Below are 25,107 nucleotides of genomic sequence, written 5' to 3' on the forward strand. Positions count from 1 at the left end.
ATCTTTCCGATCCGATTTCCTCGGTGCTTTCCAGTTCCTCACTTCCGCGTTTCCGCTTCCGTGTTTCCCTTTCCGGCGGTTCCGACTCTATCAGAGGTTTTCGGCCGGTCTTACCGGCTTCATTTCCGATTTATCGGGGGGTGCTTCTCGGAAGTCGCATTCAGCGATGTCCTGAAGCAGCGAGATAAAGCCTAATGGATGACCTCGAGCTTGTCCAGCTCCAGGCAACTGTTCAACTCTACCTCCCCGCTCAACCCGTGTCAACAGGTTTTGTGGGGCGAGGAGGAGACTAGCAGCTTCACGAGGTCCTGCGCACATCAGGCGGCGGTGGGGGCCGTGGAACTGCGTCCGGCCTCCTGGAGATCGCCGGTCTCCCCCTCACGGACCGCTCGGCCACCGAGGACGTAGACGTAGGTGAGGAAGACCAGCTCGGCCGCGACGCCGATGGCGACGCGGGCCCAGGTGGGCATGCCGGACGGGGTCACGAAGCCCTCGATGGCACCGGAGACGAACAGCACCAGGGCGAGGCCGATCGCCATGCCCACGGCGGCGCGGCCCTCCTCCGCGAGCGCGGTGCGGCGGGTGCGCGGGCCGGGGTCGATCACGGTCCAGCCGAGGCGCATACCTGTGCCGGCTGCCACGAAGACCGCGGTCAGTTCGAGCAGGCCGTGCGGGAGCACGAGGCCCAGGAAGGTGTCGAGGCGCCCTGCGGAGGACATCAGTCCGAAGCCGACGCCCAGGTTCAGCATGTTCTCGAACAGGATGAAGAGGACGGGCAGTCCCAGGAAGACACCCAGAACCAGGCAGAGTGCGGCCGCCTGGGCGTTGTTGGTCCACACCTGCGCGGCGAAGGACGCCGCGGGATGACTGGAGTAGTAGGTCTCGTAACCGCCGCCGGGCCGGGTCAGCTCGCGCAGGTGGCCGGGGGTGGCGATCGACGCCTGTACCTCGGGGTGGGTGCCGATCCACCAGCCGAGCAGGATCGCCACGGTCGTTGAGACGAGAGCGGTCGGCACCCACCAGTGTCGGGCGCGGTAGACGGCGGCGGGGAAGCCCCGGCCGAGGAAGCGCGTCACGTCGCGCCAGGACGCGCGGCGGGTTCCGGTGACGGCGCTCCGGGCGCGGGCGACGAGTTGGCTCAGCCGGCCGGTGAGCTGGGGGTCAGGGGCGCTGGAACGGATGAGGGAGAGGTGCGTAGCGGTGCGCTGGTAGAGGGTGACGAGTTCGTCGGCCTCCGCGCCGGTGAGGCGGCGCCGACGGCGGACCAGGGCGTCGAGACGGTCCCACTCGGCCTGGTGTGCGGAGACGAAGACGTCCAGGTCCATCGGGTCTGCCTGCTCCTCGACTCGTCGTGGCCAGCCGCTGGCGGACAACGGGACACCGTCAGCTTGTCGTACCGGGGTGCGATACGCCCTCAGCTTGGCAGACTTGCGTCACCGGGGTGGGCGAAGGAAGGACGGCGGGCGTGAGTGAGCTGGTGACCGGTGAGGCGGTGCCGCTGGAGCTGCGGCCCGCGAAGCTGCCGAGCAGGGCGTTGGCCGTGCTGATCGATCTGATCGTGGCCGTGCTCGTCTACATCGCCGTGGTGATCGGGCTGGTGGCGGCCACCTCCTCGCTGGACGACGCCGCGCGGGCCGCGATGTCGGTGGCGGCCTTTCTGCTGGTGCTGGTCGGCGGGCCGATCGCGGTCGAGACGCTGAGCCATGGACGGTCACTGGGGAAGCTGGCGTTCGGGCTGCGGGTGGTCCGTGACGACGGGGGGCCGGTGCGGTTCCGGCACGCGCTGGTGCGCGGTGGGATCGGAATGATCGAGATCCTGATGACCTTCGGTGTGGTGGCGTGCATCGCCTCGCTGATCTCGGAGCGGGGGCGGCGGCTCGGGGACGTGTTCGCGGGGACGCTGGTGGTGCGGGAGCGGATTCCGGTGGCGCGGGCCGGTGTGGTGCCGCCTCCGCCGCCGGAGCTGGCGGGACGGTTCGCGGAGCTGGATCTGTCCGCGGTGCCCGACGGGCTCTGGCTGGCCGTGCGGCAGTACCTGACGCGGGTGCACCAGCTTCAGCCGCAGGTCTCCTGGTCCATGGCGTCGCGGCTGGCCGCCGACGTGGCCGCGCGGACGGGGGCCGCCGTGCCGCCGGATCTCCAGGCACGGCCTGCCGTCTTTCTCGCGGCCGTGGTGCACGAGCGGCAGAGCCGGCAGGCGCGACAGCGGCCCCGGTACGAGAGCGGCGGGGAGCAGACGGTGGCTCCGGTGGCTCCCCCGGCCGTCGCGCCGGTGAGCGAGAGGAGCGCGAAGGCGCCGGATCACCCGCGGAGCCGGTCGACGGGGTTCGCTCCGCCCGCGTAGCCGCCCGGCCCGTCAGGGGAACGTCGACGGTGGGGTCTGGAGGTCCTCCAGCTCTATGCCAGGGGCCGAGAGGATGACGTCTCCGGCGATGTGCACGGAGTGCGTTTCCCCCGTGTCCAGGGCTGTGACCTGGTATTCGTCCACGAGCAGGGGGCCGTTGTCGGTGGCGTGTGCTTCTCTGCCGACCAGTGCCCAGGACTGGTCCACGGTGCGGGGGGCGAGGACCGGGCCGGTGAGGGCGACGAGGCGTACGCGGGTCGCGGACGAGGAGGGGGTGAGGCGCACGAGACGTGCGGTGGCGACGAGGAACGCCGGGGACGTGCCGGTGAAGGCGTGGGCGGGCACGTTGCCCTCCGTCGCCTCCAGTCCGGCAGGGTCGGTGCGGACCCAGGTGACGCCGTCGAGGGCGGCGCCGCGCACCTGCCAGCCGCCGGCGTGGAGTTCGAGGCGGATCGGGCGGCCGAGGTCGTCGAGGGCGAGGTCGACCGAGCCCCGGTGGGCGCCGTCGGGCGCGGTGAGCTGGGAGACGTAGCGCCAGCCGGAGGGGCCGGGGGCGCACTGGAAGTGTTCTTCCGCGAGGGGGGTGTGGTCGTGCGGATCGTGGAGCGAATATCGGCCGCGCGGCATGGCAGGTCCTGGGGTGTGGCGGGCTGACGGTCCGGGGCCGCTGGTCCGGCGCAAAGGGGCAGGCCCCCGGCACGGGGGTGCGGGGGCCTGCCTGGATGGTGCGGGGAGCGGCGGCTCAGTAGCGGTAGTGGTCCGACTTGAAGGGACCGTCGACCTCGACGCCGATGTACGCGGCCTGCTCCGGGCGGAGCTGGGTGAGCTTGACGCCCAGCGAGTCCAGGTGGAGACGGGCGACCTTCTCGTCGAGGTGCTTGGGGAGCACGTAGACACCGATCGGGTACTCGTCGGGCTTGGTGAACAGCTCGATCTGGGCCAGGGTCTGGTCCGCGAAGGAGTTGGACATCACGAAGGACGGGTGACCGGTGGCGTTGCCCAGGTTGAGCAGGCGGCCCTCGGACAGGACGATGATCTTCTTGCCGTCGGGGAAGGTCCAGGTGTGGACCTGCGGCTTGACCTCGTCCTTGACGATGCCGGGGATCTGCGCGAGGCCGGCCATGTCGATCTCGTTGTCGAAGTGGCCGATGTTGCCGACGATGGCCTGGTGCTTCATCTTGGCCATGTCGGCGGCCATGATGATGTCCTTGTTGCCGGTCGTGGTGACGAAGATGTCGGCCTTGTCGACGACCTCGTCCAGCGTGGTCACCTGGTAGCCGTCCATGGCCGCCTGGAGCGCGCAGATCGGGTCGATCTCGGTGACGATCACACGGGCGCCCTGGCCGCGGAGGGACTCGGCGCAGCCCTTGCCGACGTCGCCGTAACCGCAGACGACGGCGGTCTTGCCGCCGATGAGGACGTCGGTGGCGCGGTTGATGCCGTCGACCAGGGAGTGGCGGCAGCCGTACTTGTTGTCGAACTTCGACTTGGTGACGGCGTCGTTCACGTTGATCGCCGGGAAGAGCAGGAGGCCGTCGCGCTGCATCTCGTACAGGCGGTGGACGCCGGTGGTGGTCTCCTCGGTGACACCGCGGATCTCGGAGGCGAGCTGGGTCCACTTCTGGGAGCCGTCGGTGATGGTGCGGTTGAGCAGCTCGAGGATGACGCGGTGCTCGTCGGACTCGGCGGTGTCGGGCGAGGGGACCTTGCCGTCCTTCTCGTACTCGACGCCCTTGTGGACGAGGAGGGTGGCGTCGCCGCCGTCGTCCAGGATCATGTTCGGGCCGCCGGTGGGGCTGTTCGGCCAGGTCAGCGCCTGCTCGGTGCACCACCAGTACTCGTCCAGGGTCTCGCCCTTCCAGGCGAAGACGGGGACGCCCTGCGGGTTGTCCGGGGTGCCGTTCGGGCCGACGGCGATGGCGGCGGCCGCGTGGTCCTGGGTGGAGAAGATGTTGCAGGAGGCCCAGCGGACCTCGGCGCCGAGGGCGACGAGGGTCTCGATGAGCACGGCGGTCTGCACGGTCATGTGCAGGGAGCCGGTGACGCGGGCGCCGGCCAGGGGCTGCGCCTCGGCGTACTCCTTGCGGATCGACATCAGGCCGGGCATCTCGTGCTCGGCGAGGGTGATCTCCTTGCGGCCGAACTCGGCCAGGGAGAGGTCGGCGACCTTGAAGTCCTGTCGGTTGTCGACAGTGGTCATGGCGGGCTGCTCCTCGAAGTCGGGGCGAGGTGGGTACGGCTGGTCTGCACGGCGACGGACACAGGGGTGCCCCGGGAAGAGGACACAGGCATGCCCGCGTACGCGCAGCGCAGTCCGTCGGAGGCCCTCTCTCCCTCGGCCGGCCCGCTCCGGGACCGCCCGACCGCCATCAGCAGCGACGTCTGGCTCCGACCCAAGCTACACCGGAGGGTGGGGCGCGCCCCAGTCCGCGTTCGGACACCGCGTGCCGTCCAGGTGACGGATGTGGCGCGAACGGGTGGGTGCGGGGCGAGGGGTCCGGGCGTGCCGAGGCCCCCGGCGCGGCCGGTGGGGACCGGGACGCGACGGGGGCCCGAGGGCTGGGGCCGAGGGCTCAGTGGCCGGTGGCGTGGGGGTTCGGGCCGCCGGGTGTGGCGAGCGGGTCGGGACCCTTGGCGGCCTCGGCGGCGCTGTAGATGTCCGGCTCCAGGTAGATGACGCGGGCGATCGGCACGGCCTCGCGGATACGGGCCTCGGCGCGGTTGATCGCGTTGGCGACCTCGGCGGCCGTGTCGTCGTGCTGGACGGCGATCTTGGCGGCGACGAGAAGCTCCTCGGGGCCGAGGTGCAGGGTGCGCATGTGGATGACGCCGGTGACGGTGTCGCCGTCGACGATGGCGGCCCCGATCTTCTTGACGTCCTCCAGGCCGGCGGCCTCGCCGAGCAGCAGGGACTTGGTCTCGGAGGCGAGGACGAGAGCGATCATGACGAGCAGGACGCCGATGCAGACGGTGCCGATGCCGTCCCAGACGCCGTTGCCGGTGAGCAGGGCGATACCGACGCCGCCGAGGGCGAGGACCAGGCCGATGAGGGCGCCGAAGTCCTCCAGCAGGACCACGGGCAGCTCGGGCGCCTTGGCGCGGCGGATGAACTGGGCCCAGGAGAGCTTGCCGCGCAGTTCGTTGGACTCCTTGATGGCCGTGCGGAAGGAGAAGCCCTCCGCGATGATCGCGAAGACGAGGACGCCCACCGGCCAGTACCAGTGCTCCACCGGGTGGGGGTGGCTGATCTTCTCGTAGCCCTCGTAGATGGCGAACATGCCGCCGATGGAGAACAGGACGATGGAGACGAGGAAGGCGTAGATGTACCGCTCGCGGCCGTAGCCGAAGGGGTGCTGGGGGGTCGCCTCGCGCTGGGCCTTCTTGCCGCCGATGAGCAGCAGGAACTGGTTGCCGGAGTCGGCGACCGAGTGGACGCCCTCGGCGAGCATCGACGACGAGCCGCTGAACGCGAACGCCACGAACTTCGATGCCGCGATCGCCAGATTGGCGCCGAGTGCCGCCACGATCGCCTTGTTACCGCCTGACGCGCTCATGAGTTCGCGTTTTCCCTTCGCCCTTGTCGCCTTCTCGGCACCCCCGCACGGCTCTTGTGCCCCCACGGGTCGCTTCTTTGCACGTGCTTTGCCGGTGGGTCATTGTTGCAGTCCCACCGGCGTGCGGCGCCTCAGGTGTCCACAGGAGCGGTCATACGATCACAGTGGCGCGGAACAGTGTGCCCTCGCCGGACGCCTCCACCTTCTCGCCGGCCGGGACGAAGACGGAGCGGCCGGGCAGCAGTCCGTGCTCGCCCGCGCGCACCGACCCGGCCGTGCACAGCAGGACCTGCGGGGTCGGCAGGGTCAGGTCGCGGGCGGTCTCGCCGGGCAGGACCCAGCGGGACAGCCGGAATTCGTCGATGGGGGTCTCGTAGACCTCCTCGCCCTCCGGGGACGCCTCGGGGCGCAGGACGCCGGGGTCGCTCGCCTCGAAGCGGACCACGCGCAGGAGTTCGGGGACGTCGATGTGCTTGGGGGTCAGGCCGCAGCGCAGGACGTTGTCGGAGTTGGCCATGATCTCGACGCCGAGGCCGTCCAGGTAGGCGTGCGGGACGCCCGCGCCGAGGAACAGGGCCTCGCCGGGCTGGAGCCGGACGTGGTTGAGCAGCATGGCCGCGATCACGCCGGGGTCGCCGGGGTACTCGCGTGCCATCTCCGCGTACGGGGTGTACGGGCCGCCGAGGCGGGCGCAGGCGGCGGTGGCCTCGCTGACGGTGTCGGCCATGTCCTCGGGGTCCGCGGTGAGGATCGCGGTGAGGACCTCGCGCAGGGCGGCGTCCTCGGGCCGCGCGCGCAGCAGGTCGACGTACGGCTTGAGGGAGCCGACGCCCAGACCGTCCAGCAGGCCGGCCGCCCCGGCGGGGGCGCGGAAGCCGCACAGGCCGTCGAACTCGGTCAGGGCGCAGATGAGTTCGGGCTTGTGGTTGGCGTCCTTGTAGTTGCGGTGGGCGGCGTCCACGGGGACGCCCCGGCGCTCCTCCTCGGCGTAGCCCTCCTGCGCCTGGGCGAGGTTCGGGTGGACCTGGAGGGAGAGGGGGGCGCCCGCGGCGAGGATCTTGAGCAGGAAGGGCAGGCGCGGGCCGAACTTCGCCACCGTCTCGGGGCCGAGCTCGCGTTCGGGGTCCGCGTCGATGATCTCCGCGAGCGTGCCGCGCGGGGTGCGCGAGGGGGCGCCGGGGTGGGCGCCCATCCACATCTCGGCCTGCGGTTCGCCGGTGGGCTCGGTGCCCAGCAGCCGCGGGATCGCGGTCGTCGAGCCCCAGGCGTAGGGGCGGACGGTGTTGTCGAGACGGTCCATGTGTCTTCTTCTGTCTCCGTACGGGCGCCGCGGGCGGGTGCCTTGGATCAGCTCAGACCCTGGCGGCGAGCGCCAGGTAAACGGCGGCGAAATCGGTGACGGCGATCAGGTCGGCGAGGGTCTCCAGTTCGCCGCCCTCCTCCGGTTCGAGTTCGCTGATCGGGGTGTCGTGGCCGAGGGCCAGGTCACGGGCGGCGGGGGCCGCGGTGAGGCCGCCGAGCGGGCGGTCCCGGAGCAGCACCACGCGCGCGTGCAGGGCGGGCGCCTCCTCGACACGGTCGCGGAAGAAGTCGTCCGGGTCGGCGCGGGCGGCCAGCGGGCCGGAGAGCAGGGCCTCGTGCGCGGCGAGCGCCTCGGGGAGTTCCGCCACCACGGCGGGACGGCCGGCGAGTTCGGCCAGGGCGGCGGCGAAGCGGCGGCCCGCCGGGCCCGCGGAGGTGCCCTCGGTCCAGACGACGGGGAGGGCGTCGGCGAGTTCGGCCGCGAGCGTCTTGGCCGGGTTGCCGTAGGTGGCGATGGCGGGGCCGCAGCGCTCGGCGACGTGGTCGAGGCGGTCGGCCACCTTCTCCAGCGCGTCGGGGCCGGCGGCCAGCAGGCCGACACGGTCCAGGAGGACCAGCAGCGGGGTGAGCAGGGCCCAGAAGACGCCGGAGGAGGAAGCGGCCACCGGTTCGCCCTGGTCGTACGGGGCGGTCGCCATCGGGATGAACATGCCGTGCGCGCCGGCGACCGCCTCCGCGAGGGGGGTGCCGGCGGGCGCCACCGCGACCACGGAGCAGCCCCTGCGGTACGCCTGTTCCGCGAGGAGGCCGAGGCTCGGTTCGGTGCCGTCCGGAGTGGCGATCAGCAGCAGGTCGACGGAGCCCGCCCAGCCGGGCAGTTCCCAGCGCAGGGCGCCGGGGGCGGGGGCGACTCCGGTGGCCTCCAGGCGGATCACCGGGCTGCCGGGGCCGGCCAGGGTGCCGAGGAGGTCGGCGGTGTGCGTGGCGGCGGCGCCGGGGCCCGCGATCAGCACGGCGCGGGGGCGGCCGTCGGGCCGCAGCGCGCCGACTCCGGCTTCACCGGCGTGCCGTGCGGCGGTACGGACCCTCGCGCCCGCCTCGGCCGCGCCGCGCAGCAGACCTCGGCGGTCGGCCTCGGCGAGGCCCTCCGGGGTGTCCAGGAGCGATTCGTCGAGCATGGGCGGGTACCTCCGATGGCCGGGGTCCTACTGCGCGATGTCTTTCGGCGGTGCTTTACGCCGGGCGGCGGGCCTCGTCGACCAGGAGGACGGGGATGCCGTCGCGGACGGGGTACGCCAGGCCACAGTCCTGACCGGTGCAGATCAGCTCCGCGTCCTGCTCCTTGAGGGGGGCGTGGCAGGCCGGGCAGGCCAGGATCTCCAGGAGACCGGCTTCGAGCGGCATGGGGTGTCCCTTCGGGCGGAAACGGGGTCTACGGATGTGCTGGTCAGCGTACCGTGGCGCTCCGCCGGCCGGGCGGGGTGCGTCCCGCCCGTCGCGGCCGGCCGGCGCTCGGCGCCACCTACGCGCGGATGATCGCCAGGACCTCGTCGCGGATCTTCGTCATCGTCGCCTCGTCCTCCGCCTCCGCGTTCAGGCGGAGCAACGGCTCGGTGTTGGAGGGGCGGACGTTGAACCACCAGGCGGGGGTGGAGACGGTGAGGCCGTCCAGCTCGTCCAGGGTCGTGTCGGCGGCCGGGGTGTAGGCGGCGCGGAGGGCGGCCAGGCGGGCCTGCTGGTCGGTGACCGTGGAGTTGATCTCACCGGAGCCCGCGTAGCGGTCGTACTGGGCGGTGAGGGTGGAGAGCGGGGCGGGGTGGGTGCCCAGCGCGGCGAGGACGTGGAGGGCGGCCAGCATGCCGGTGTCCGCGTTCCAGAAGTCCTTGAAGTAGTAGTGGGCGGAGTGTTCGCCACCGAAGATCGCGCCGGTGCGGGCCATCTCCGCCTTGATGAAGGAGTGGCCGACGCGGGTGCGGACCGGGGTGCCGCCGTGCTCGCGGACCACCTCGGCGACCGTGCGGGAGGTGATCAGGTTGTGGATGACCGTGCCCGTACCGCCGTTGCGCGCGAGTTCGCGGGCGGCGACCAGGGCGGTGACGGCGGACGGGGACACCGGGTCGCCGTTCTCGTCCACGACGAAGCAGCGGTCGGCGTCGCCGTCGAAGGCGAGGCCGATGTCCGCGCCCTCCTGCACGACCCGCTTGCGCAGGTCCACGATGTTGGCCGGATCCAGCGGGTTGGCCTCGTGGTTGGGGAAGGTGCCGTCCAGCTCGAAGTACATCGGGACGACGGTCAGCGGCAGCCCCGCGAGGACCGTCGGGACGGTGTGGCCGCCCATGCCGTTGCCCGCGTCCACCACGACCTTCAGCGGGCGGATGGCGGTCAGGTCGACCAGCGAGCGCAGGTACGCGGCGTAGTCGTCGAGGGTGTCGCGCGCGGTGAGGGTGCCGGGTGCGGCCGCCGGGGCCGGGGCACCCGTGTCCAGCCACCGCTCGACCAGGGCGCGGATGTCGGCGAGCCCGGTGTCCTGGCCGACCGGGGCGGCGCCCGCGCGGCACATCTTGATGCCGTTGTACCGCGCCGGGTTGTGCGAGGCGGTGAACATCGCGCCGGGCAGGTCCAGCGCACCCGAGGCGTAGTAGAGCTGGTCCGTGGAGCACAGGCCGATCTCGGTGACGTCCACGCCCCGGTTCAGCGCGCCGCGCGCGAAGGCGCGGGAGAGGCCGGGCGAGGAGGGGCGCATGTCGTGGCCGACGACGACCGCGGTCGCGTCCGTCACCTCGGCGAAGGCGGCGCCGAAGAGTTCGGCTGTGGCCTCGTCCCACTGGTCGGGAACGACTCCGCGCACGTCGTACGCCTTCACGATCTGCGACAGATCTGCCACGGCCGGCCCTCCTGAAAGTCCATTGGGGGCCCAAAACTACCCGTTGGGGTGTGCGGCTGCGGGGAGGGGCGCTCAGTTGTCCGGCGAGCGGAGGACCCTCAGGTGGCCGCGTCGGGCGACTTCCATCGGGTCGGCGGTGCGTGCCCCGCCGCCGGTCCCGGCGGCGCGCTCCTGCGGACGGGCCGCCTCGCGGACCGCGTTGGCCAGTGCCTCCAGGTCGTCGCCGCTGGGGCGGGCCGGGGCGGAGCCGTCGAGCAGCCGGACGACTTCCCAGCCGCGCGGGGCGGTGAGGCGCTCGGAGTGCTCGGCGCACAGGTCGTAGCAGTGGGGCTCGGCGTAGGTGGCGAGGGGGCCGAGGACCGCGGTCGAGTCGGCGTAGACGTACGTCAGCGTCGCAACGGCGGGTCGGCCGCAGGCGGTGCGCGAACAGCGACGTACAAGGCTCACGATGTTGGACGGTACCGCACTCTTGAGCGGGCCGCGACGACTCTCCGCCGGCTCACTCCCCCGTGTCGTGGCCCGCGGGGTCCCGCGAACCCGCCGGAGCGGGTTCCGGTGAGCGCGCCTGGCGGGGTGCATCCGGTGATGATCCGGGACAAAATCCGGCAGTCGGCGTCGGTTCTCGGCCAGCCGGCTCGACCGGGCGTGGCCGGAACCGGCATGCGCGCGGCAGGAGGCGGCTGAGCGGACACCGGGAGAAAAGCGCGCGAAGAGTCCGGGGGCGGTGTGCGCCGGGGCGGTCCCAAGGGCGGCTCTCGCGTGGAGCCGGGCGTCGGAGGCGGGCGAGGACTACGCTTCTTTCGGTGATGGACAACCCTGTACCGCCCCGTGCCGCAGGTCCCCGACCCCGACGCCGTGATCGTCATGGGCGGGGCATGCGGGGCCCCATCGCACCGCCGCAGGTGCCGCTGGCCGCCAGCCGCGCCGAGGTGTTCGCGGACCTCGTGCGCGACTCGGTCGAACGGCTGGAGCGGCGCTGGCAGCAGCTCACCGAGGTGGAGTTCCTGGTGATGGAGGTGCCCCGGCTGGAGGGCACCGGCGACGGGCCGTGGAGCGACGAGGGCGTGCCGCTGGGCGGGATCATCCCCGAGCGGGACGGGCGTCGGGCGCGGATCGTGGTGTACCGGCGGCCGATCGAGATCCGCAGCAAGGGGCGCGACGAACGCGCCGAGCTGGTGCACGAGGTGGTCGTGGAGCAGGTCGCCGAGCTGCTGGGGCTGACCCCGGACACGGTGGACCCCCGGTACGGCGAGGAGTAGCGGGCGGCCGTCCCGAGGGCGGCCGCCCGGCACCCGGTTCACCGCTGGAGCACCGACAGGTCCTGTTCCGCGCGGGGCACCGCCACCAGACCCCGGTCGCCGGGGAGCGTCTGGATCGTGAAACCGGAGACGCCGTCGGAGGAGCCCGTGAGGGTGCGGGCGGCGTAGACCGGGCCGCCGGAGACCGGCTCCACGGTCAGCGCGTAGGTGCCCTTGCCGCCCGCGGGGGCACTGATGTCCTGGCTGGTGCCGGACTTGATCGTGTACGTCTTCGTCGCGGGGGTGCCGCCGTCGCTGCCCGCCGAGGCGGTGACCTTCACGGTGGCGTCGGCCGTGGGCGCGGTCAGGGACAGCGTCGTGCCCTTGGCGCTGTTGTCGGCGGCGGTGGCGCGGCGGCCGACCGGGGCGGTGGCGGGGATGTACGCCGTCTCCTGCGAGCTTGACTTGCCCCGCACCACACGCAGCGCCGCGACCACCGGCGTCGCCTTGTCGGTGGGCGTGAGGATCAGCGAGCCCGGCTCGCCCCGGGTGACCGGGCCGAGGTCGACGGCGCTGGTCATACCCGCCTTGACATGCACCGTCTCGTTGCCGGCCGGGGTGATCGAGCCGTCCGGGGAGGCCAGGCGGACCTTGAGGTCGGCGTCGTCGTCGCCGGGGGTGAAGGCGACCAGGCGGACGTCGGTGGCGTCCTTGGGGATGCCGGGCAGGACCAGGCTGCCGGCCGGGTCGGCGGCCGCCGGCAGCCAGTCGCCGCCGCCCGCGTCGTCCTGGGCCTGCACGGTGGCGCCCACCCGGCCGCTGCGCACGCCGACGTGCACGGTCAGGTCGGTCTGCGCGTCGTCGGTGAGCGTCGACAGCAGTACCGGCTCGCTGGTGTGCGGGGGCACGGTGATGCCGTCGGTGACCGTGGTCTTCACGGCGCCGTTCTTGCCGTACAGCTTGATGTCGACGACGGCCGCCTCGTCGTCGGGGTTGGTGAGGTGGACGTAGTCGGTGCGGCCCTTGGACGTACTGGCGCCGGGGAACCAGAAGTCGGTGTCGGCGGGGGTGCAGGTGACGCCCTGGAGGCCGCGTCCGGTGCCCGCGGCGATCCGGGTGGTCTCCTGCACGGTCCAGCCCGGCGCGTACCTGCCGTCGGCGGTGCCGATCAGCGCGGGCGTGTCGCTGCCGGAGGTGTCGCCCAGGGCCGGGGTGCCCGGCGGCTTGGGGGTGAGCACCGTCTGGTCCTTCTTGCCGCCGCCCTTGGTGCCCTTGCCGTCCGCGGACTGCTCGGCGGCCGCCTCCAGCGCGGCCTTGCCGCCGCTGCCCGCGCCCTGTGTGACGGGCGTGAACGAGGTGTAGGCGGTGTCGGCGATGTCGGAGAAGCTCGGCGCCGGGCACAGCAGGCCGGTGCGCTCCACGGGCCGCTCGGTGGGCCTGCCGGCCGCGCCCGCGCCGGGGGCGGCGGGCGGGTCGAAGGCGGCGAACCCGGTGACGGCGGCCAGGGCGACGGTGCAGGTGATGAGGGACAGGGTCGTGCGGTTCACTGCTGGCTCCCGTCGTGGCGCTCACTGCCGTCGCCGTAGGGCGGCTGCTGGGCGGGGTCGTAGCCCTGCCGCGGGTGGGCCGCCGGGTCGTACGGCTGCTCCTGGGGCGCCGCGTATCCGTAGGGGTCGTAGGCGTTCTGGCCGTAGGGGTCGGGCTGGTACGCGCCTTCGTCGTACCCGGTGTGCGGGTACGGGGCCTGGTAGGGGTCTGCGGGGTAGGCCGCGTACTCGGAGCCGGCGTAGGCGCTGGTGCCGGTGTCCCAGCCGGCGTAGGGCTGCTGATGGGGGATGACCGGCTGCTCCTGACCGCCGTGGGGCGGGGCCGCCGGCTCCTCCTGAGCGGCCTCCGGGGCCTCCTCCGTCTCCTCGGCCTCGGCCTGGGCGCGCAGGCGGCGGGCTCGGCGGCCCTCGCCCTCCGTCGCCTGGGCCGGGACCGGCTCCTCCTCGGGAAGGTCGTCGTCGACGTCGCGGCGGCGGCCGGGCAGGGCGAGGACGACCAGGAGGACGGCGAGCGCGCCCTGGACCCACAGCCAGAGGGTGTGGGTGAACGGGGCGTCGTAGGTGACGTCCAGCTTGCCGCCGCCCGCCGGGAGCTCGAAGCCCTGGGCCCAGCCGTCGACGGTCCTGGGGGTCAGGGGCTTGCCGTCCAGGGTGGCGCTCCAGCCGTCGGAGACGGCGTCGGCCAGGCGCAGCACTCGGCCGCCCGAGCCGCCCGGGACGGTGGTGTGGATCTCCACCGGGCCCGCGGCGACTGCCTGCGGGGTGCCGGAACCGCCCGCGCCGATCAGGGTGGCGCGGGAGACCTCCCGGTCGACGCGCCACAGGGCGTTGCCGTTCTGCTGGCTGAGCCGGTTCAGGCCGGGCGTGGCGTCCAGGACGCGGGTGATCTGGCGCGGGGTGCCCTGGTGGACGAGGACGTAGCGGACGGCGAAGCCGCCGAGCTGGCCGGTCTGGTCGGCGCCGGAGCCGGCGACCAGGTTGGCGACGACCTTGTCCAGGCCGGTGTCGGACCCGCCGGCCGCGGCGATCTCGCCGTCGCCCATGCGGGCACCGGCGCCGCGGACCAGGGTGTAGCGGACCCGCGCGGTGGAGTCGCTGTCCAGGACCAGGGTGCGGGCCTGGTCGCGGGTGCCGGCGTCCTCGGCGACGAACGCGGGCACCTGGGCGGGGTCGCGGCGCTCCAGGGGGCCGTCGGCGCCACGGATCATCCAGCCGGCGGCGGCGACCAGCGGGCCGACGGCGCAGGCCAGCGCGATCAGCGCGGCGACCGGCTGGCGCCAGCCGAAGCTCTGCTCGGCCACCCGGGCACGCGCCCCGTCGGCACCGAGCGCGGCGGCGGCCAGCAGGGCGATGCCGTAGACCAGGGTGGCCGGCCCGGCCCACGCGGAGCGGTTGGCCAGCACCGCGAGCAGCAGCCCGGTCAGCGCGACGGCCCAGGCGGCGCGGATGCCCAGCCGGCGCTCGGAGCGCAGCAGGGCGGCCAGCGCGGCGAGCACGATGCCGGTGAACAGCAGGCCGGAGAGGGTGCCGGGGCCGCCGGGGCTGGTGCCCAGCAGGTCGAAGGCGGAGGCCGCCGAGGCGCCGAAGTCCAGCCCGGCCTCGGTGAAGAAGCCGGTCGGCAGCAGGGTCAGCGACCAGGGTGCGAGGACCAGCAGCGGGGTGCCGAGCTGGGCCAGGAAGCGCAGGAGGTAGGGAGTCGGCTCGGAGCGGCGCAGCACGAGCACGCCGACGCCGAGGACCAGCGCGGCGGGCCAGACCACGGGCGTGAACGCGGTGGTGATGGTCAGCAGCAGCGCGTACGCCCAGGTGGCGCGCCAGCTGCCGCGTCCGCCGGACCGGTTCGCGAGGCCGCTGGCGGCGACACCCGCGCGGGCGATCAGCGGCAGCAGCACGGCGAGCACGGCGGTGCCGATGCGGCCCTGCGCCAGCGCGCCGGTGGTGGCGGGAAGGAAGGCGTACGCGATGGCCGTCCAGGCGCGCAGCAGACGGGAGCTGACGAGGGGCCGGGAGGCGAAGTAGGCGGTGAAGCCGGCGAGCGGCACCGAGCAGACCAGCAGCACGGTGACCGCGAGCCCGGTGGAGCCGAGGAAGATCGAGGCGAGCGTCGCCACCACGGCGAGGTAGGGCGGCGCGGAGGTGGCGCTGCCGGCGCCGACCGGGTGCCAGACGTCGGCGAAGCGGGCCCACAGGTCGCTCGCGCCGGGCGGGACGGGCAGCAGCGCGCCTCCCGCGAGGGCACCGCCGCCCAGCAGGGCGCGGCAGGCGGCCAGGGAGATCAGCAGCAGGGCGAGGAAGAGCACCGGGCCGGGTCGGCGGGCGATGCGCTTGAGCCGGGCGAACTGCTCGATCTCCAGGAAGTCGGCGTCGTCACCGCCGGGTCCGGACTCGACCGCGCTGCCGTGGCGGCCGGCCGAGGTGTCGACGTCGGAGTTGCTGGAGAAGTTGGCGGCGATCTGCTCGGCCGTGGCGCGGATGGTGGCGCCGGGCGGCGGGAACAGTTGCCGCAGTTCGTCCTTGTCGATCCGGGAGGGGCCCCGGCTTCGGCGGGCGGCGAGGACGCGCTCGGGGCGCAGCAGGACGCCCAGCAGGCCGCGGATCTCGTCGAGGGCCTGGCCGGGCACCTTGCCGACCAGGTAGGCGAGGGTGCGCAGCAGGGTGCCGAGGACCAGCCGGAGCAGTACCCAGGGCAGGGCGGCCGTGCGGGTGTTGGCGAGCAGGGTGTGGACGGCGCCGGCCTTGTCGACCTTGTGCGGGGAGGCGGTGGTGCGCCCCGCGCAGTCGACGGCGCGGCGCTCACGGGAGGCGGCCTCCGCGTGCCGGACGACGGCGTCGGGGGCGATCAGGACGCGGTGGCCCTCGGTGTGGGCGCGCCAGCACAGGTCGACGTCGTCGCGCATCAGGGGCAGCCGGCGGTCGAACCCGCCGAGTCGCTCGAAGACGTCACGGCGGATCAGCATGCCCGCGGTGGAGACGGAGAGCACGGTGCGGACGTGGTCGTGCTGGCCCTGGTCCTGCTCGCGGCGGTCCAGACCGGTCCAGCGGCGGCCGGAGTTGGCGATGGAGACGCCGACCTCCAGCAGTTGCCTGCGGTCGTACCAGCCGCGGAGCTTGGGGCCGACCACCGCGACGTCGTCGCGGCCGAGTTCGAGTTCGTTGTCGACGACCCGCAGCATCTGGGCCAGCGCGTCGGGTTCGGGGGCGCAGTCGTCGTGCAGCAGCCAGAGCCACTGGACCGGTTCGCCGTGCGGTAGTTCGGGCAGGTCGTAGGCGTCGTCGCGCCAGGTGCGCGTGGCCGGGTCCCAACTCGCCGGGCGCCTGAGGTAGGGCAGGTCGTCCGGGGTGAGGACGGGGGCGAGGCGGACGGCCTCGTCCACTGCCTGACCGAAGCCGGTGCGACGGGCCAGGTGGACGACCGCCTCGTCCCCCAGGGTCTCGGTGACCAGTCGGGCGGAGTCGTCCGCGCTGCCGGTGTCGGCCGCCACCGCGTACTGCACGGGGCGCTCCTGACTCAGCAACCCGGCGAGCGCGTCGGGCAGCCAGCGGGCGCCGTCGTGGGTGACGAGGACGGCCGTCACCACGTGGCGCGGGAACTCAGGGGTGGCAGCGTCGTGTTGGGCTGCCGTATGGCTGTGCACGGACATCGAGGTACGGGCCCCGGTTCGATGGACTGCGGTGGACGCCTGTGCCCATCAAGGACAGCGGGGCGTCTCGGACGAGCGCCCACACTATCGGTCGGTCATGACCACGGCCCGCCGCCTGTGGACAACCCATGTGCGACGGGCCGTTCGCCCCGTATGCGCTTGTATGCCGCGGCCGTTCGCCGGACGGCCGCGTGTGCGCCGGTCAGACCGCGGCCTTCTTCAGCCGGCGGCGCTCCCGCTCGGACAGGCCGCCCCAGATGCCGAAGCGCTCGTCGTTGGCGAGGGCGTACTCGAGGCACTCCGAGCGGACCTCGCAGGCGAGGCAGACCTTCTTGGCCTCTCTCGTGGAGCCGCCCTTCTCGGGGAAGAAGGACTCGGGATCGGTCTGGGCGCACAGAGCGCGCTCCTGCCAGCCGAGTTCCTCGTCCGCGTCGTCGACCAGCAGTTGCTCCACCAGCTCGGTCATGTGCGCCCCTCGTCTGTTCTTCGCGTCCCCGTGTCTGGCCGGTCGCGGCCGAACGACACGAGTGAAATTACAAGTGTGCTGCTCCGAGCGAGTCAAGCCGAGATCTGCTATTGAGCCCGTTATTCACTCTGCGGAACCAAGGCCCTGCATTAAGTGTTCAAATCGGCATAAACCTCGACACGCGTCTGAGCACACCGAGGGGTGCCGCCCGGATGTGCGCCATGTGTCCCGGGTACCGGGTGCACAAACCTTTGACCTGAGAGATGCACCGGATGAGGTGATGGATGTCGCTCGAACCGGGTCCCGAGTTGACACGGCAGGTGTGAACCGCTGTCCTAGGGGGCATGTTCGCCGACTTCGCACCCACGACGACCCGCACCGCCGGGTCTCTCGGTGCAGCCGGCCTGCGTCTCAGCTGTTGTTGCTGTTCCTGCTGTTGAGCCGACCGCGCTCCAGCGGACCCCGGGCCCACTCCGGCCCCGCGTGTCCCGCCGTTCCCGCACTCCTTCGGGGACACCCGCCCGTACGCCCGTGATCCGGGCCGGGGCCCAGCGACACCCAGCCGCCGCCTCTCCGCCGAGGAACCCCACACCCCCATGAACAGCGCCAACGACCTCCAGATCGCCGGTGACCTCCTCGAGGTCCCCCACCTGCTGCAGCCGCCCCGCGAGCACCCGGTGACCGTCGCCGAGTTCGCCGGACTGGCCCGCGCGGTCGCCGCCGACCGCGACCGGTGGGCGCACCTGGTCCGCTACGACGCCACCACCCGCTGGTACCACCGGCTGCGCACCGGTCCCGGCTACGAGGTGTGGCTGCTGTCCTGGGTGCCCGGGCAGGGCAGCGGGCCGCACGACCACGGCCGCTCCTCAGGCATCCTCACCGTGCTGGAGGGCACCCTGACCGAGCGCACCGACCGGGGCACCCGCACGCTCGCCGCCGGCGCCCAGCGGGTCTTCGCGCCCGGCTACGTGCACGACGTGGTCAACGACGCGCTGGAGCCCGCCGTCAGCCTGCACGTCTACCACCCGGGCCTGACGGAGATGACCATGCACGCCTCCCCGCACTGCGAGGCGCGTACGGAGCCGGGCCCGGCCAGGGTGTGATCACCGGCCGCACGGCCTGTCGGCGGCTGCTGACACACTGATCCCATGCGCATTGTGGTTCTGGCAGGCGGCATCGGTGGTGCCCGGTTCCTGCGCGGTCTGAAGCGGGCCGCCCCGGACGCGGACATCACGGTCATCGGCAACACCGGCGACGACATCCATCTCTTCGGGCTGAAGGTCTGTCCCGACCTCGACACCGTGATGTACACGCTCGGCGGCGGCATCAACGAGGAGCAGGGCTGGGGGCGGGCGGAGGAGACCTTCCACCTCAAGGAGGAACTCGCGGCCTACGGCGCCGGGCCGGGCTGGTTCGGGCTCGGGGACCGGGACTTCGCCACCCACATCGTGCGGACCCAGATGCTGGGCGCCGGTTATCCGCTGAGCGCGGTCACCGAGGCGCTGTGCGACCGCTGGAAGCCGGGCGTGAAGCTGATCCCGATGACCGACGACCGGGTGGAGACCCACGTCGCCGTCGACCTGGACGGCGAGCGCAAGGCGGTGCACTTCCAGGAGTACTGGGTGCGGCTGCGCGCCTCGGTGCCCGCCGAGGCGGTCGTGCCGGTCGGCGCCGAGCAGGCCAAGCCCGCGCCCGGTGTGCTGGAGGCCGTCGCGGAGGCCGACGTCATCCTCTTCCCGCCGTCCAACCCGGTGGTGTCCGTGGGCACGATCCTCGCGGTGCCGGGCATCCGGGAGGCCATCGCGGAGGCGGGCGTCCCGGTGGTCGGCCTCTCCCCCATCGTCGGTGACGCACCGGTGCGCGGGATGGCCGACAAGGTGCTCGCCGCCGTCGGCGTGGAGTCCACCGCCGCCGCGGTCGCCGCGCACTACGGCTCCGGGCTGCTGGACGGCTGGCTCGTCGACACCGTGGACGCCGGTTCCGTCGAGGCGGTGGAGGCGGCCGGCATCCGCTGCCGTGCCGTGCCGCTGATGATGAGCGACCTGGACGCGACCGCCGCGATGGCGCGCGAGGCGCTGGAGCTGGCCGGGGAGGTGCGGACCGCGTGAGTGGTTACCGGGTCTGGGCGCCCTCCGGTCTGCCCGAGGTGGCGCCGGGCGCCGATCTGGCGAAGCTGATCGCCGCGGCCGAGCCGCATCTGGCCGACGGGGACGTGCTGCTCGTCACCTCCAAGATCGTCTCCAAGGCCGAGGGACGCGTCGTCCGGGCCGCCGACCGGGAGGCCGCGATCGACGCGGAGACGGTGCGCGTGGTGGCCCGGCGCGGCCCCCTGCGCATCGTGGAGAACCGGCAGGGCCTCGTGATGGCCGCCGCCGGGGTCGACGCGTCCAACACCGCCGAGGGCACCGTGCTGCTGCTGCCCGAGGACCCGGACGCCTCCGCGCGCGGCATCCGCGAGGGCCTGCGGGAGGCGCTCGGGGTCACCGTGGGCGTGATCGTCACCGACACCTTCGGCCGCCCCTGGCGCGCCGGGCTCACCGACGTGGCGATCGGCGCTGCCGGGGTGCGGGTCCTGGACGACCTGCGCGGCGGCACCGACACGCACGGCAACCCGCTCTCCGCGACCGTCGTCGCCACCGCCGACGAGCTCGCCTCGGCCGGTGACCTGGTCAAGGGCAAGGCGTCGGGCCTGCCGGTGGCGGTCGTGCGCGGTCTGCCCCACGTCGTCACCGACACGGCCGACCAGGGCGGGGGCGCGCGGGCGATGGTGCGCTCCGCCCGGGACGACATGTTCCGGCTCGGCACCTCCGAGGCGGTACGGGAGGCGCTGACCCTGCGCCGTACCGTGCGGGCCTTCACCGACGAGCCGGTCGACCCCGGCTCGGTGCGCCGGGCGGTGGCCGCCGCAGTGACCGCGCCCGCGCCGCACCACACCACGCCGTGGCGGTTCGTGCTGCTGGAGTCGGCCGGGTCCCGGCTGCGGCTCCTCGACGCGATGCGGGACGCCTGGATCGCCGACCTGCGCCGGGACGGCAAGAGCGAGGAGTCCGTCGCCAAGCGGGTCCGGCGCGGCGACGTGCTGCGCAACGCGCCGTATCTGGCCGTACCGTGCCTCGTCATGGACGGCTCGCACACCTACGGCGACGCGCGGCGGGACGCGGCCGAGCGGGAGATGTTCGTGGTCGCCACGGGCGCGGGCGTGCAGAACTTCCTGGTCGCGCTGGCCGGGGAGCGGCTGGGATCGGCCTGGGTGTCGTCCACGATGTTCTGCCGGGACGTGGTCCGCGAGGTGCTGGACCTGCCCGCCGGCTGGGACCCGATGGGCGCGGTGGCGATCGGCCACCCGGCCGTGCAGCCCCCGGCCCGGCCGGAGCGGGAGGCGGGGGCCTTCATCGAGGTGCGGTGAAGGCCGGGGCGAAAGGCCCCGAGGGCTGTCCCGTGATACCCGGTGGATCGGCGCGCGGCGGCGGATGCGGTGCGTCGCGAGGCGGAGGGTCGCCCTCGTACCGGGCGTATGCGGGCGATCCGGCAACGCGGCGAGGCGCCGTGGCCGTCGTCGCGCGCCGCCGGGGATCACGGGACAGCCCTTAGTCTCGTAGGGCACCCCCGGCCCCACCCGCACCCCTAGGACCTCTTCCCGTGGCAGGACGTTTCGCCCCCCGGCCCCCGTCGCACGCGACCGTGCGCGACGCCGCCCCGGCATCCGTGCTGCCCCGGCAGACGGCCGGGCTCCGGACGCGGACGTGGGTGCCGGAGGGGCCGTACGACCTCGGTCTCGTGCTGGGGCCGCTGCGGCGCGGGGGCGGCGACCCCACGTTCCGTGCGACGGACGACGGCTCGGTGTGGCGCGCCACCCTCACCCCCGCCGGGCCGGGGACGCTGCGCGTGTACGCGTACGGCGGCGAGGTGCGCGGTGAGGCCTGGGGGCCCGGCGCGGACTGGCTGCTGGACCGGCTGCCCGGGCTGCTGGGCGCCGACGACGAGCCCGGCCTCTTCGAGCCCCGGCACCGGCTGGTCGCCCTCGCCCGGCACCGGCGTCCCGGACTGCGGCTGACCCGGACCGGGCTGGTACTGGAGTCCCTGATCCCCTCGGTGCTGGAGCAGAAAGTCACCGCCGACGAGGCGTACCGGGCGTGGCGGCGGCTGGTGAGCCGGTTCGGGGAGCCCGCGCCGGGCCCCGCCGGTACCGGCGAGCGCCCGATGCGGGTGATGCCCGCTCCCCGGACCTGGGCGCTGATCCCGTCCTGGGAGTGGCACCGGGCGGGCGTCGACGACAAGCGGGCCTCCACCATCCTGCGTGCCGTCCGGCTGGCCGCGCGGCTGGAGCAGACGGCGGGGATGCCCCCGGCCGAGGCGCGGGCCCGCCTCGAGGTCGTCCCCGGCATCGGCCCGTGGACGTCGGCCGAGGTGGTGCAGCGCAGCCACGGCGCGCCGGACGCCGTGACGACGGGTGATCTGCACCTGCCCCGCATCGTCGGCTGGGCGCTGGCCGGGAACCGGGACGCGGACGACGCGGAGATGCTGCGCCTGCTGGAGCCGTACGCCCCGGACGGCCAGCGTCACCGGGCCGCCCGCTACGTCCTGCTCGGCGGCCGCACCCCGCCGCGCCGGCACCCGAAGATGCGGAAGACGGACATCGGCAGGTGGTGAGCCGGGCCTACTGGTCCGAGGAGAATCTGACCGCCCCGGCCGGGATGCGCGCGTCGCACCACACCCGGACCCCGTCCCGCAGCTCGTTGTCGGCTCCCACCACGGCACCGTCACCGACCACGGCGCCGGTGAGGAGGCACCGTTCGCCGACGCGGGCCCGGCTGCCGACGAGGGAGTCGGTGACGACCGCGCCGGTTTCGATGACCGCGCCCGGCAGGATCGTGGACCCGCACACCCGCGCCCCTTCGGCGACGAACGCGCCCTCGCCCACCACGGTGCCCCCGGTCAGCTTGGCGTCGGACGCGACCCGGGCCGTCGGCAGGATCAGCCGGTCCCCGCGACGGCCGGGCACGGCGGGCGAGGGCGCGCGCCCCATGACGAGGTCGGCGGAGCCCCGGACGAAGGCGGCCGGGGTACCGAGGTCGAGCCAGTAGGTGGAGTCGACCATGCCCTGGAGGTGGGCCCCGGCGGCCAGCAGGCCGGGGAAGGTCTCGCGCTCCACGGAGACCGGGCGCCCTGCGGGGATGGTGTCGATGACGGAGCGGCGGAAGACGTAGGCGCCCGCGTTGATCTGGTCGGTGACGATCTCCTCGGGCGTCTGCGGCTTCTCCAGGAAGGCGAGCACGCGGCCCGTGGCGTCGGTGGGGACCAGCCCGTAGGCACGGGGGTCGGTGACCTTGGTCAGGTGCAGGGAGACGTCGGCGCCGGTGGACTCGTGGGTGCCGACCAGGGCCCGGATGTCGAGGCCGGTGAGGATGTCGCCGTTGAAGACCAGGACGGGCTCGTCCGGCCCGGAGCGCAGCCGTTCGGCCCCGTTGCGGATGGCGCCGCCGGTGCCCAGCGGTTCCCTCTCGGTGACGTACTCCAGGTGCAGGCCGAGGGCGGAGCCGTCGCCGAAGTGGGGTTCGAAGACCTCGGCGAGGTAGCTGGTGGCGAGGACGATGTGGTCCACGCCCGCGGCTCTCGCTCTCGCGAGCTGGTGCGTGAGGAACGGCACCCCGGCCGCCGGGACCATGGGCTTGGGCGTGTGCACCGTGAGCGGCCGCAGCCGTGTGCCCTTGCCGCCGACCAGGAGGATCGCTTCTGTCACCTGTCGTCTCCGCTTCCTGCCGGGACCGGCGGAACGTCTCGTTTTCGGCCGGCCAGTGTAGGCAGACGGCCCGGCGCCGGCCCGCGACGGCCGCGCGGTGTCGGGCGGATCGGCGGGCGCGGTCCCCCGGCCGTACGCGTCCGCACGGGCGGGTGCCCGCCGGACACCGGGTGTCGGCACCGGTGCTGAGCGGCCGTCGGGGCAGTCCCCGCCCGCGTACCCTTGCGCGGATGAACGCCACCGATCGCACCCCAGCCGGCCTGCTGCGTTCCGCGCTCGCCGCGGACGCCGGACGCCCCCTGGTGACCTTCTACGACGACGCCACGGGCGAACGCGTCGAGCTGTCCGTCGCCACCTTCGCCAACTGGGTCGCCAAGACCGCGAATCTGCTCCAGGGCGAGCTGTCCGTGGCCCCCGGTGACCGGGTGGCGCTGCTGCTGCCCGCGCACTGGCAGACGGCCGTGTGGCTGCTGGCGTGCTCTTCGGTGGGCGCGGTGGCCGACGTGTCCGGGGACCCGGCCGCGGCCGACGTGGTGGTCAGCGGTCCGGACACCTTGGAGGAGGCGCGGGCCTGCCGGGGCGAGCGGGTCGCGCTGGCGCTGCGTCCGCTGGGCGGGCGGTTCCCGCGGGTGCCGGAGGGCTTCATGGACTACGCCGCCGAAGTGCCGGGTCAGGGCGACCGGTTCGTCCCGTTCGCGCCGGTGGACCCGGAGGAGCCCGCGCTGATCGTGGCCGGGGCCGAGTTCAGCGCGGCCGAGGTGGTGGAGCGGGCGCTCGCCGACGCGCCCGGCCTGGACCTGACCGGGCCGGGCTCCCGGCTGCTGTCGGGGCTGCCGTACGACACCTGGGCCGGGCTGAGCGCGGGGCTGTACGCGCCGCTGGCCGCCGGAGGCTCGGTGGTGCTGTGCCGCAACCTCGACAAGCTGCCCGCCGACGCGCTGGCGCAGCGCATCGACACCGAGCGGGTGACCGCCTCGCGGCACTGAGACCGCCCGTTCGGCCCAGCAAAGGGCGGCTCTCGGCCGCCCGCGCCGCCATGGTCGTAGGAACAGGACGTGACGCCCGGACGACCGCGAGGGGTGGTGCCGCCGTGCCCGAGAGCGCGGACGACCCGGCCGTTCCCGGTGCCTCTGCCACCGGGAGCGGGCTCGCGCGGCGGCGCAGGCGACGGTGGCTGAAGGGCGGCGCGCTCGGCGCGGCGGTACTGCTCCTGGTGGCGGGCGGGACCGGCTGGGCGCTGTACGCCCGGCTCGACGACAACATCACCCCCGACGAGGCGGCCGCGCGCGAGCTGGCGCGCTACGACGAGGAGCGGCCCACCGCGCTGGTGTCGGGCGCCCAGAACATCCTGCTGATCGGCACCGACACCCGCGCCGGGGACGGCAACGAGCGGTACGGACGGGACTCGGGGACGGAGCGCTCGGACACCACGATCCTGCTCCACCTGGCGGCCGACCGGGCGAGCGCCACCGCCGTCTCCCTCCCCCGCGACCTGATGGTGCGCGTCCCGGCCTGCCCGCGCACCGGCGGCGGGCAGAGCAAACCGTCGTTCGCCATGTTCAACAGCGCCTTCCAGACCGGCGGTTCGGCGTGCACCATCCGTACCGTCGAGGAGCTGACCGGCATCCGGGTCGACCACCACATGGTCGTCGACTTCAGCGGGTTCAAGCAGATGGTGGACGCCGTCGACGGGGTGCCGGTGTGCCTGCGCGAGCCCATCGACGACAAGGCGGCCAAGCTGAGGCTGCCCGCGGGCCGGGTCACCCTCGACGGCGAGCAGGCGCTCGGCTACGTACGCGCCCGCAAGACCCTCGGGGACGGCAGCGACACCGACCGCATGGACCGCCAGCAGCGGTTCCTCGGCGCACTGGTGGAGAAGGTGAGCGGGGACGGCGTGCTTCTGAACCCGGTGAAGCTGTACCCGGTGCTGGACGCCGCGACGTCGGCCCTCACCACCGACCCCGAACTGGCGAGCCTGCGCGGCTTGTACCGGTTGGTCCGGGGCGTGCGCGACATCCCCGCCGAACACGTGCGGTTCCTCACCGCTCCGCGCGAGGCGTACGTGTACGACTCCGACCGTGACCAACTCGTGCAGCCCGAGGCCGGGCAGCTCTTCGCCCGGCTGCGGAAGGACCAGCCCGTCGAGGTGACGGACACTTCACCGGAAAACGACCGCAAGTCCCCCCGCGGCGGCGAGGCGAACTCCCCTTCGGCCACGCCCACCTACCGGGGCAGCACGGCCGCCGCGCACCGGTGTGAGTAATACCCACACCAAATCGGCGAACTTTTGTTCACAGGAATGAGCGGGATTGCCCAGTTCTAAGGACGTGGAATTCGTCACCGTCGTCGCCCGACCCTGAACAGGGCGGATAGTGTGAGCGATCCGGTGCA

General features: G+C 73.5%; 21 protein-coding genes. 8 read left to right on the top strand and 13 right to left on the bottom strand.

Going from position 1 to position 25,107, the window contains the following annotated elements; genetic code table 11:
- Window positions 1-317: 317 nt before the first annotated feature.
- Complete coding sequence (locus ACWCV3_RS16680; protein WP_451223856.1) at window positions 318-1,325, bottom strand: stage II sporulation protein M; 1,008 nt, start codon at window positions 1,323-1,325, stop codon at window positions 318-320.
- 140 nt (window positions 1,326-1,465) lie between these two features.
- Here ACWCV3_RS16680 and ACWCV3_RS16685 point away from each other — a divergent pair, with 140 nt between their 5' ends.
- Window positions 1,466-2,344 carry an RDD family protein gene (locus ACWCV3_RS16685; RefSeq protein WP_451223859.1) on the top strand — a complete coding sequence of 293 codons (879 nt, stop codon included), beginning with the start codon at window positions 1,466-1,468 and terminating at the stop codon, window positions 2,342-2,344.
- Between the two features lie 12 nt (window positions 2,345-2,356).
- Here the strand turns inward: ACWCV3_RS16685 and ACWCV3_RS16690 are convergent, their stop codons facing one another.
- The 8 genes from ACWCV3_RS16690 to ACWCV3_RS16725 form a co-directional block, all read right to left on the bottom strand.
- Window positions 2,357-2,971, bottom strand: a complete 615-nt coding sequence (locus ACWCV3_RS16690) for a hypothetical protein (RefSeq protein WP_451223862.1) — start codon at window positions 2,969-2,971, stop codon at window positions 2,357-2,359.
- A gap of 115 nt (window positions 2,972-3,086) precedes the next feature.
- Window positions 3,087-4,544 (bottom strand): adenosylhomocysteinase, encoded by a 1,458-nt coding sequence (ahcY, locus tag ACWCV3_RS16695; RefSeq protein WP_451223865.1) that lies wholly within the window; start codon window positions 4,542-4,544, stop codon window positions 3,087-3,089.
- A 373-nt stretch (window positions 4,545-4,917) separates the two neighbouring features.
- Window positions 4,918-5,898 carry a cation diffusion facilitator family transporter gene (locus tag ACWCV3_RS16700; protein WP_451223868.1) on the bottom strand — a complete coding sequence of 327 codons (981 nt, stop codon included), beginning with the start codon at window positions 5,896-5,898 and terminating at the stop codon, window positions 4,918-4,920.
- 151 nt (window positions 5,899-6,049) lie between these two features.
- On the bottom strand, window positions 6,050-7,198 hold the full coding sequence (gene manA, locus ACWCV3_RS16705) for a mannose-6-phosphate isomerase, class I (protein WP_451223871.1): 1,149 nt from the start codon (window positions 7,196-7,198) through the stop codon (window positions 6,050-6,052).
- A 52-nt stretch (window positions 7,199-7,250) separates the two neighbouring features.
- A complete protein-coding gene (locus tag ACWCV3_RS16710) occupies window positions 7,251-8,378 on the bottom strand; it encodes an SIS domain-containing protein (protein WP_451223874.1) in 1,128 nt (375 codons plus the stop codon).
- Between the two features lie 55 nt (window positions 8,379-8,433).
- Window positions 8,434-8,604, bottom strand: coding sequence for a Trm112 family protein (locus ACWCV3_RS16715; protein ID WP_020940431.1), 171 nt, complete (start codon window positions 8,602-8,604; stop codon window positions 8,434-8,436).
- Window positions 8,605-8,722: 118 nt separating this feature from the next.
- Entirely contained in the window at window positions 8,723-10,084 is a 1,362-nt protein-coding gene (locus ACWCV3_RS16720) for a phosphomannomutase/phosphoglucomutase (protein ID WP_451223877.1), read from the bottom strand.
- A gap of 72 nt (window positions 10,085-10,156) precedes the next feature.
- Complete coding sequence (locus ACWCV3_RS16725; RefSeq protein WP_451223880.1) at window positions 10,157-10,531, bottom strand: DUF3499 domain-containing protein; 375 nt, start codon at window positions 10,529-10,531, stop codon at window positions 10,157-10,159.
- Window positions 10,532-10,890: 359 nt separating this feature from the next.
- On the opposite strand from ACWCV3_RS16725, the gene ACWCV3_RS16730 reads away from it, so the two are divergent.
- Window positions 10,891-11,343, top strand: a complete 453-nt coding sequence (locus tag ACWCV3_RS16730) for a metallopeptidase family protein (RefSeq protein ID WP_451224159.1) — start codon at window positions 10,891-10,893, stop codon at window positions 11,341-11,343.
- 38 nt (window positions 11,344-11,381) lie between these two features.
- Here ACWCV3_RS16730 and ACWCV3_RS16735 read toward each other — a convergent pair whose 3' ends face one another.
- The 3 genes from ACWCV3_RS16735 to ACWCV3_RS16745 all read right to left on the bottom strand — a co-directional run bounded on the left by ACWCV3_RS16735 (window position 11,382) and on the right by ACWCV3_RS16745 (window position 16,976).
- Window positions 11,382-12,869, bottom strand: coding sequence for a DUF5719 family protein (locus tag ACWCV3_RS16735; protein ID WP_451223883.1), 1,488 nt, complete (start codon window positions 12,867-12,869; stop codon window positions 11,382-11,384).
- On the bottom strand, window positions 12,866-16,510 hold the full coding sequence (locus ACWCV3_RS16740; protein ID WP_451223885.1) for a glycosyltransferase: 3,645 nt from the start codon (window positions 16,508-16,510) through the stop codon (window positions 12,866-12,868). The genes ACWCV3_RS16735 and ACWCV3_RS16740 overlap by 4 nt, the downstream gene beginning before the upstream one ends.
- Before the next feature lie 202 nt (window positions 16,511-16,712).
- Window positions 16,713-16,976 (bottom strand): WhiB family transcriptional regulator, encoded by a 264-nt coding sequence (locus tag ACWCV3_RS16745; protein WP_030377564.1) that lies wholly within the window; start codon window positions 16,974-16,976, stop codon window positions 16,713-16,715.
- Window positions 16,977-17,572: 596 nt separating this feature from the next.
- On the opposite strand from ACWCV3_RS16745, the gene ACWCV3_RS16750 reads away from it, so the two are divergent.
- From ACWCV3_RS16750 to ACWCV3_RS16765, 4 genes are all read left to right on the top strand, one after another.
- Window positions 17,573-18,079 (top strand): cysteine dioxygenase, encoded by a 507-nt coding sequence (locus tag ACWCV3_RS16750; RefSeq protein ID WP_451223888.1) that lies wholly within the window; start codon window positions 17,573-17,575, stop codon window positions 18,077-18,079.
- A gap of 45 nt (window positions 18,080-18,124) precedes the next feature.
- Window positions 18,125-19,084: a 2-phospho-L-lactate transferase gene (gene cofD / locus ACWCV3_RS16755; protein ID WP_451223891.1), complete on the top strand. Its 960-nt coding sequence runs from the start codon at window positions 18,125-18,127 to the stop codon at window positions 19,082-19,084.
- On the top strand, window positions 19,081-20,382 hold the full coding sequence (locus tag ACWCV3_RS16760) for a coenzyme F420-0:L-glutamate ligase (RefSeq protein WP_451223894.1): 1,302 nt from the start codon (window positions 19,081-19,083) through the stop codon (window positions 20,380-20,382). Before cofD ends, ACWCV3_RS16760 begins: the two co-directional genes overlap by 4 nt.
- 233 nt (window positions 20,383-20,615) lie before the next feature.
- On the top strand, window positions 20,616-21,626 hold the full coding sequence (locus ACWCV3_RS16765) for a DNA-3-methyladenine glycosylase family protein (RefSeq protein ID WP_451223897.1): 1,011 nt from the start codon (window positions 20,616-20,618) through the stop codon (window positions 21,624-21,626).
- 7 nt (window positions 21,627-21,633) lie between these two features.
- Here ACWCV3_RS16765 and ACWCV3_RS16770 read toward each other — a convergent pair whose 3' ends face one another.
- A complete protein-coding gene (locus tag ACWCV3_RS16770) occupies window positions 21,634-22,716 on the bottom strand; it encodes a sugar phosphate nucleotidyltransferase (protein WP_451223899.1) in 1,083 nt (360 codons plus the stop codon).
- A 230-nt stretch (window positions 22,717-22,946) separates the two neighbouring features.
- On the opposite strand from ACWCV3_RS16770, the gene ACWCV3_RS16775 reads away from it, so the two are divergent.
- Together ACWCV3_RS16775 and ACWCV3_RS16780 are read left to right on the top strand one after the other, a co-directional pair.
- On the top strand, window positions 22,947-23,702 hold the full coding sequence (locus ACWCV3_RS16775) for a TIGR03089 family protein (RefSeq protein WP_451223902.1): 756 nt from the start codon (window positions 22,947-22,949) through the stop codon (window positions 23,700-23,702).
- 104 nt (window positions 23,703-23,806) lie between these two features.
- Entirely contained in the window at window positions 23,807-24,979 is a 1,173-nt protein-coding gene (locus ACWCV3_RS16780) for an LCP family protein (protein WP_451223905.1), read from the top strand.
- Window positions 24,980-25,107: the final 128 nt, after the last annotated feature.

The organism is Streptomyces sp. NPDC001781 (assembly GCF_053596035.1).

Excerpts from the sequence above, each read along its gene's own strand:
- ACWCV3_RS16745 (WP_030377564.1), bottom strand. The coding sequence starts at position 16,976 with ATGACCGAGCTGGTGGAGCAACTGCTGGTCGACGACGCGGACGAGGAA.
- ACWCV3_RS16775 (WP_451223902.1), top strand. The coding sequence starts at position 22,947 with ATGAACGCCACCGATCGCACCCCAGCCGGCCTGCTGCGTTCCGCGCTC.
- ACWCV3_RS16680 (WP_451223856.1), bottom strand. The coding sequence starts at position 1,325 with ATGGACCTGGACGTCTTCGTCTCCGCACACCAGGCCGAGTGGGACCGT.
- ACWCV3_RS16710 (WP_451223874.1), bottom strand. The coding sequence starts at position 8,378 with ATGCTCGACGAATCGCTCCTGGACACCCCGGAGGGCCTCGCCGAGGCC.
- cofD (WP_451223891.1), top strand. The coding sequence starts at position 18,125 with ATGCGCATTGTGGTTCTGGCAGGCGGCATCGGTGGTGCCCGGTTCCTG.
- manA (WP_451223871.1), bottom strand. The coding sequence starts at position 7,198 with ATGGACCGTCTCGACAACACCGTCCGCCCCTACGCCTGGGGCTCGACG.
- ACWCV3_RS16690 (WP_451223862.1), bottom strand. The coding sequence starts at position 2,971 with ATGCCGCGCGGCCGATATTCGCTCCACGATCCGCACGACCACACCCCC.
- ACWCV3_RS16700 (WP_451223868.1), bottom strand. The coding sequence starts at position 5,898 with ATGAGCGCGTCAGGCGGTAACAAGGCGATCGTGGCGGCACTCGGCGCC.
- ACWCV3_RS16730 (WP_451224159.1), top strand. The coding sequence starts at position 10,891 with ATGGACAACCCTGTACCGCCCCGTGCCGCAGGTCCCCGACCCCGACGC.
- ACWCV3_RS16715 (WP_020940431.1), bottom strand. The coding sequence starts at position 8,604 with ATGCCGCTCGAAGCCGGTCTCCTGGAGATCCTGGCCTGCCCGGCCTGC.
- ACWCV3_RS16740 (WP_451223885.1), bottom strand. The coding sequence starts at position 16,510 with ATGTCCGTGCACAGCCATACGGCAGCCCAACACGACGCTGCCACCCCT.
- ahcY (WP_451223865.1), bottom strand. The coding sequence starts at position 4,544 with ATGACCACTGTCGACAACCGACAGGACTTCAAGGTCGCCGACCTCTCC.
- ACWCV3_RS16750 (WP_451223888.1), top strand. The coding sequence starts at position 17,573 with ATGAACAGCGCCAACGACCTCCAGATCGCCGGTGACCTCCTCGAGGTC.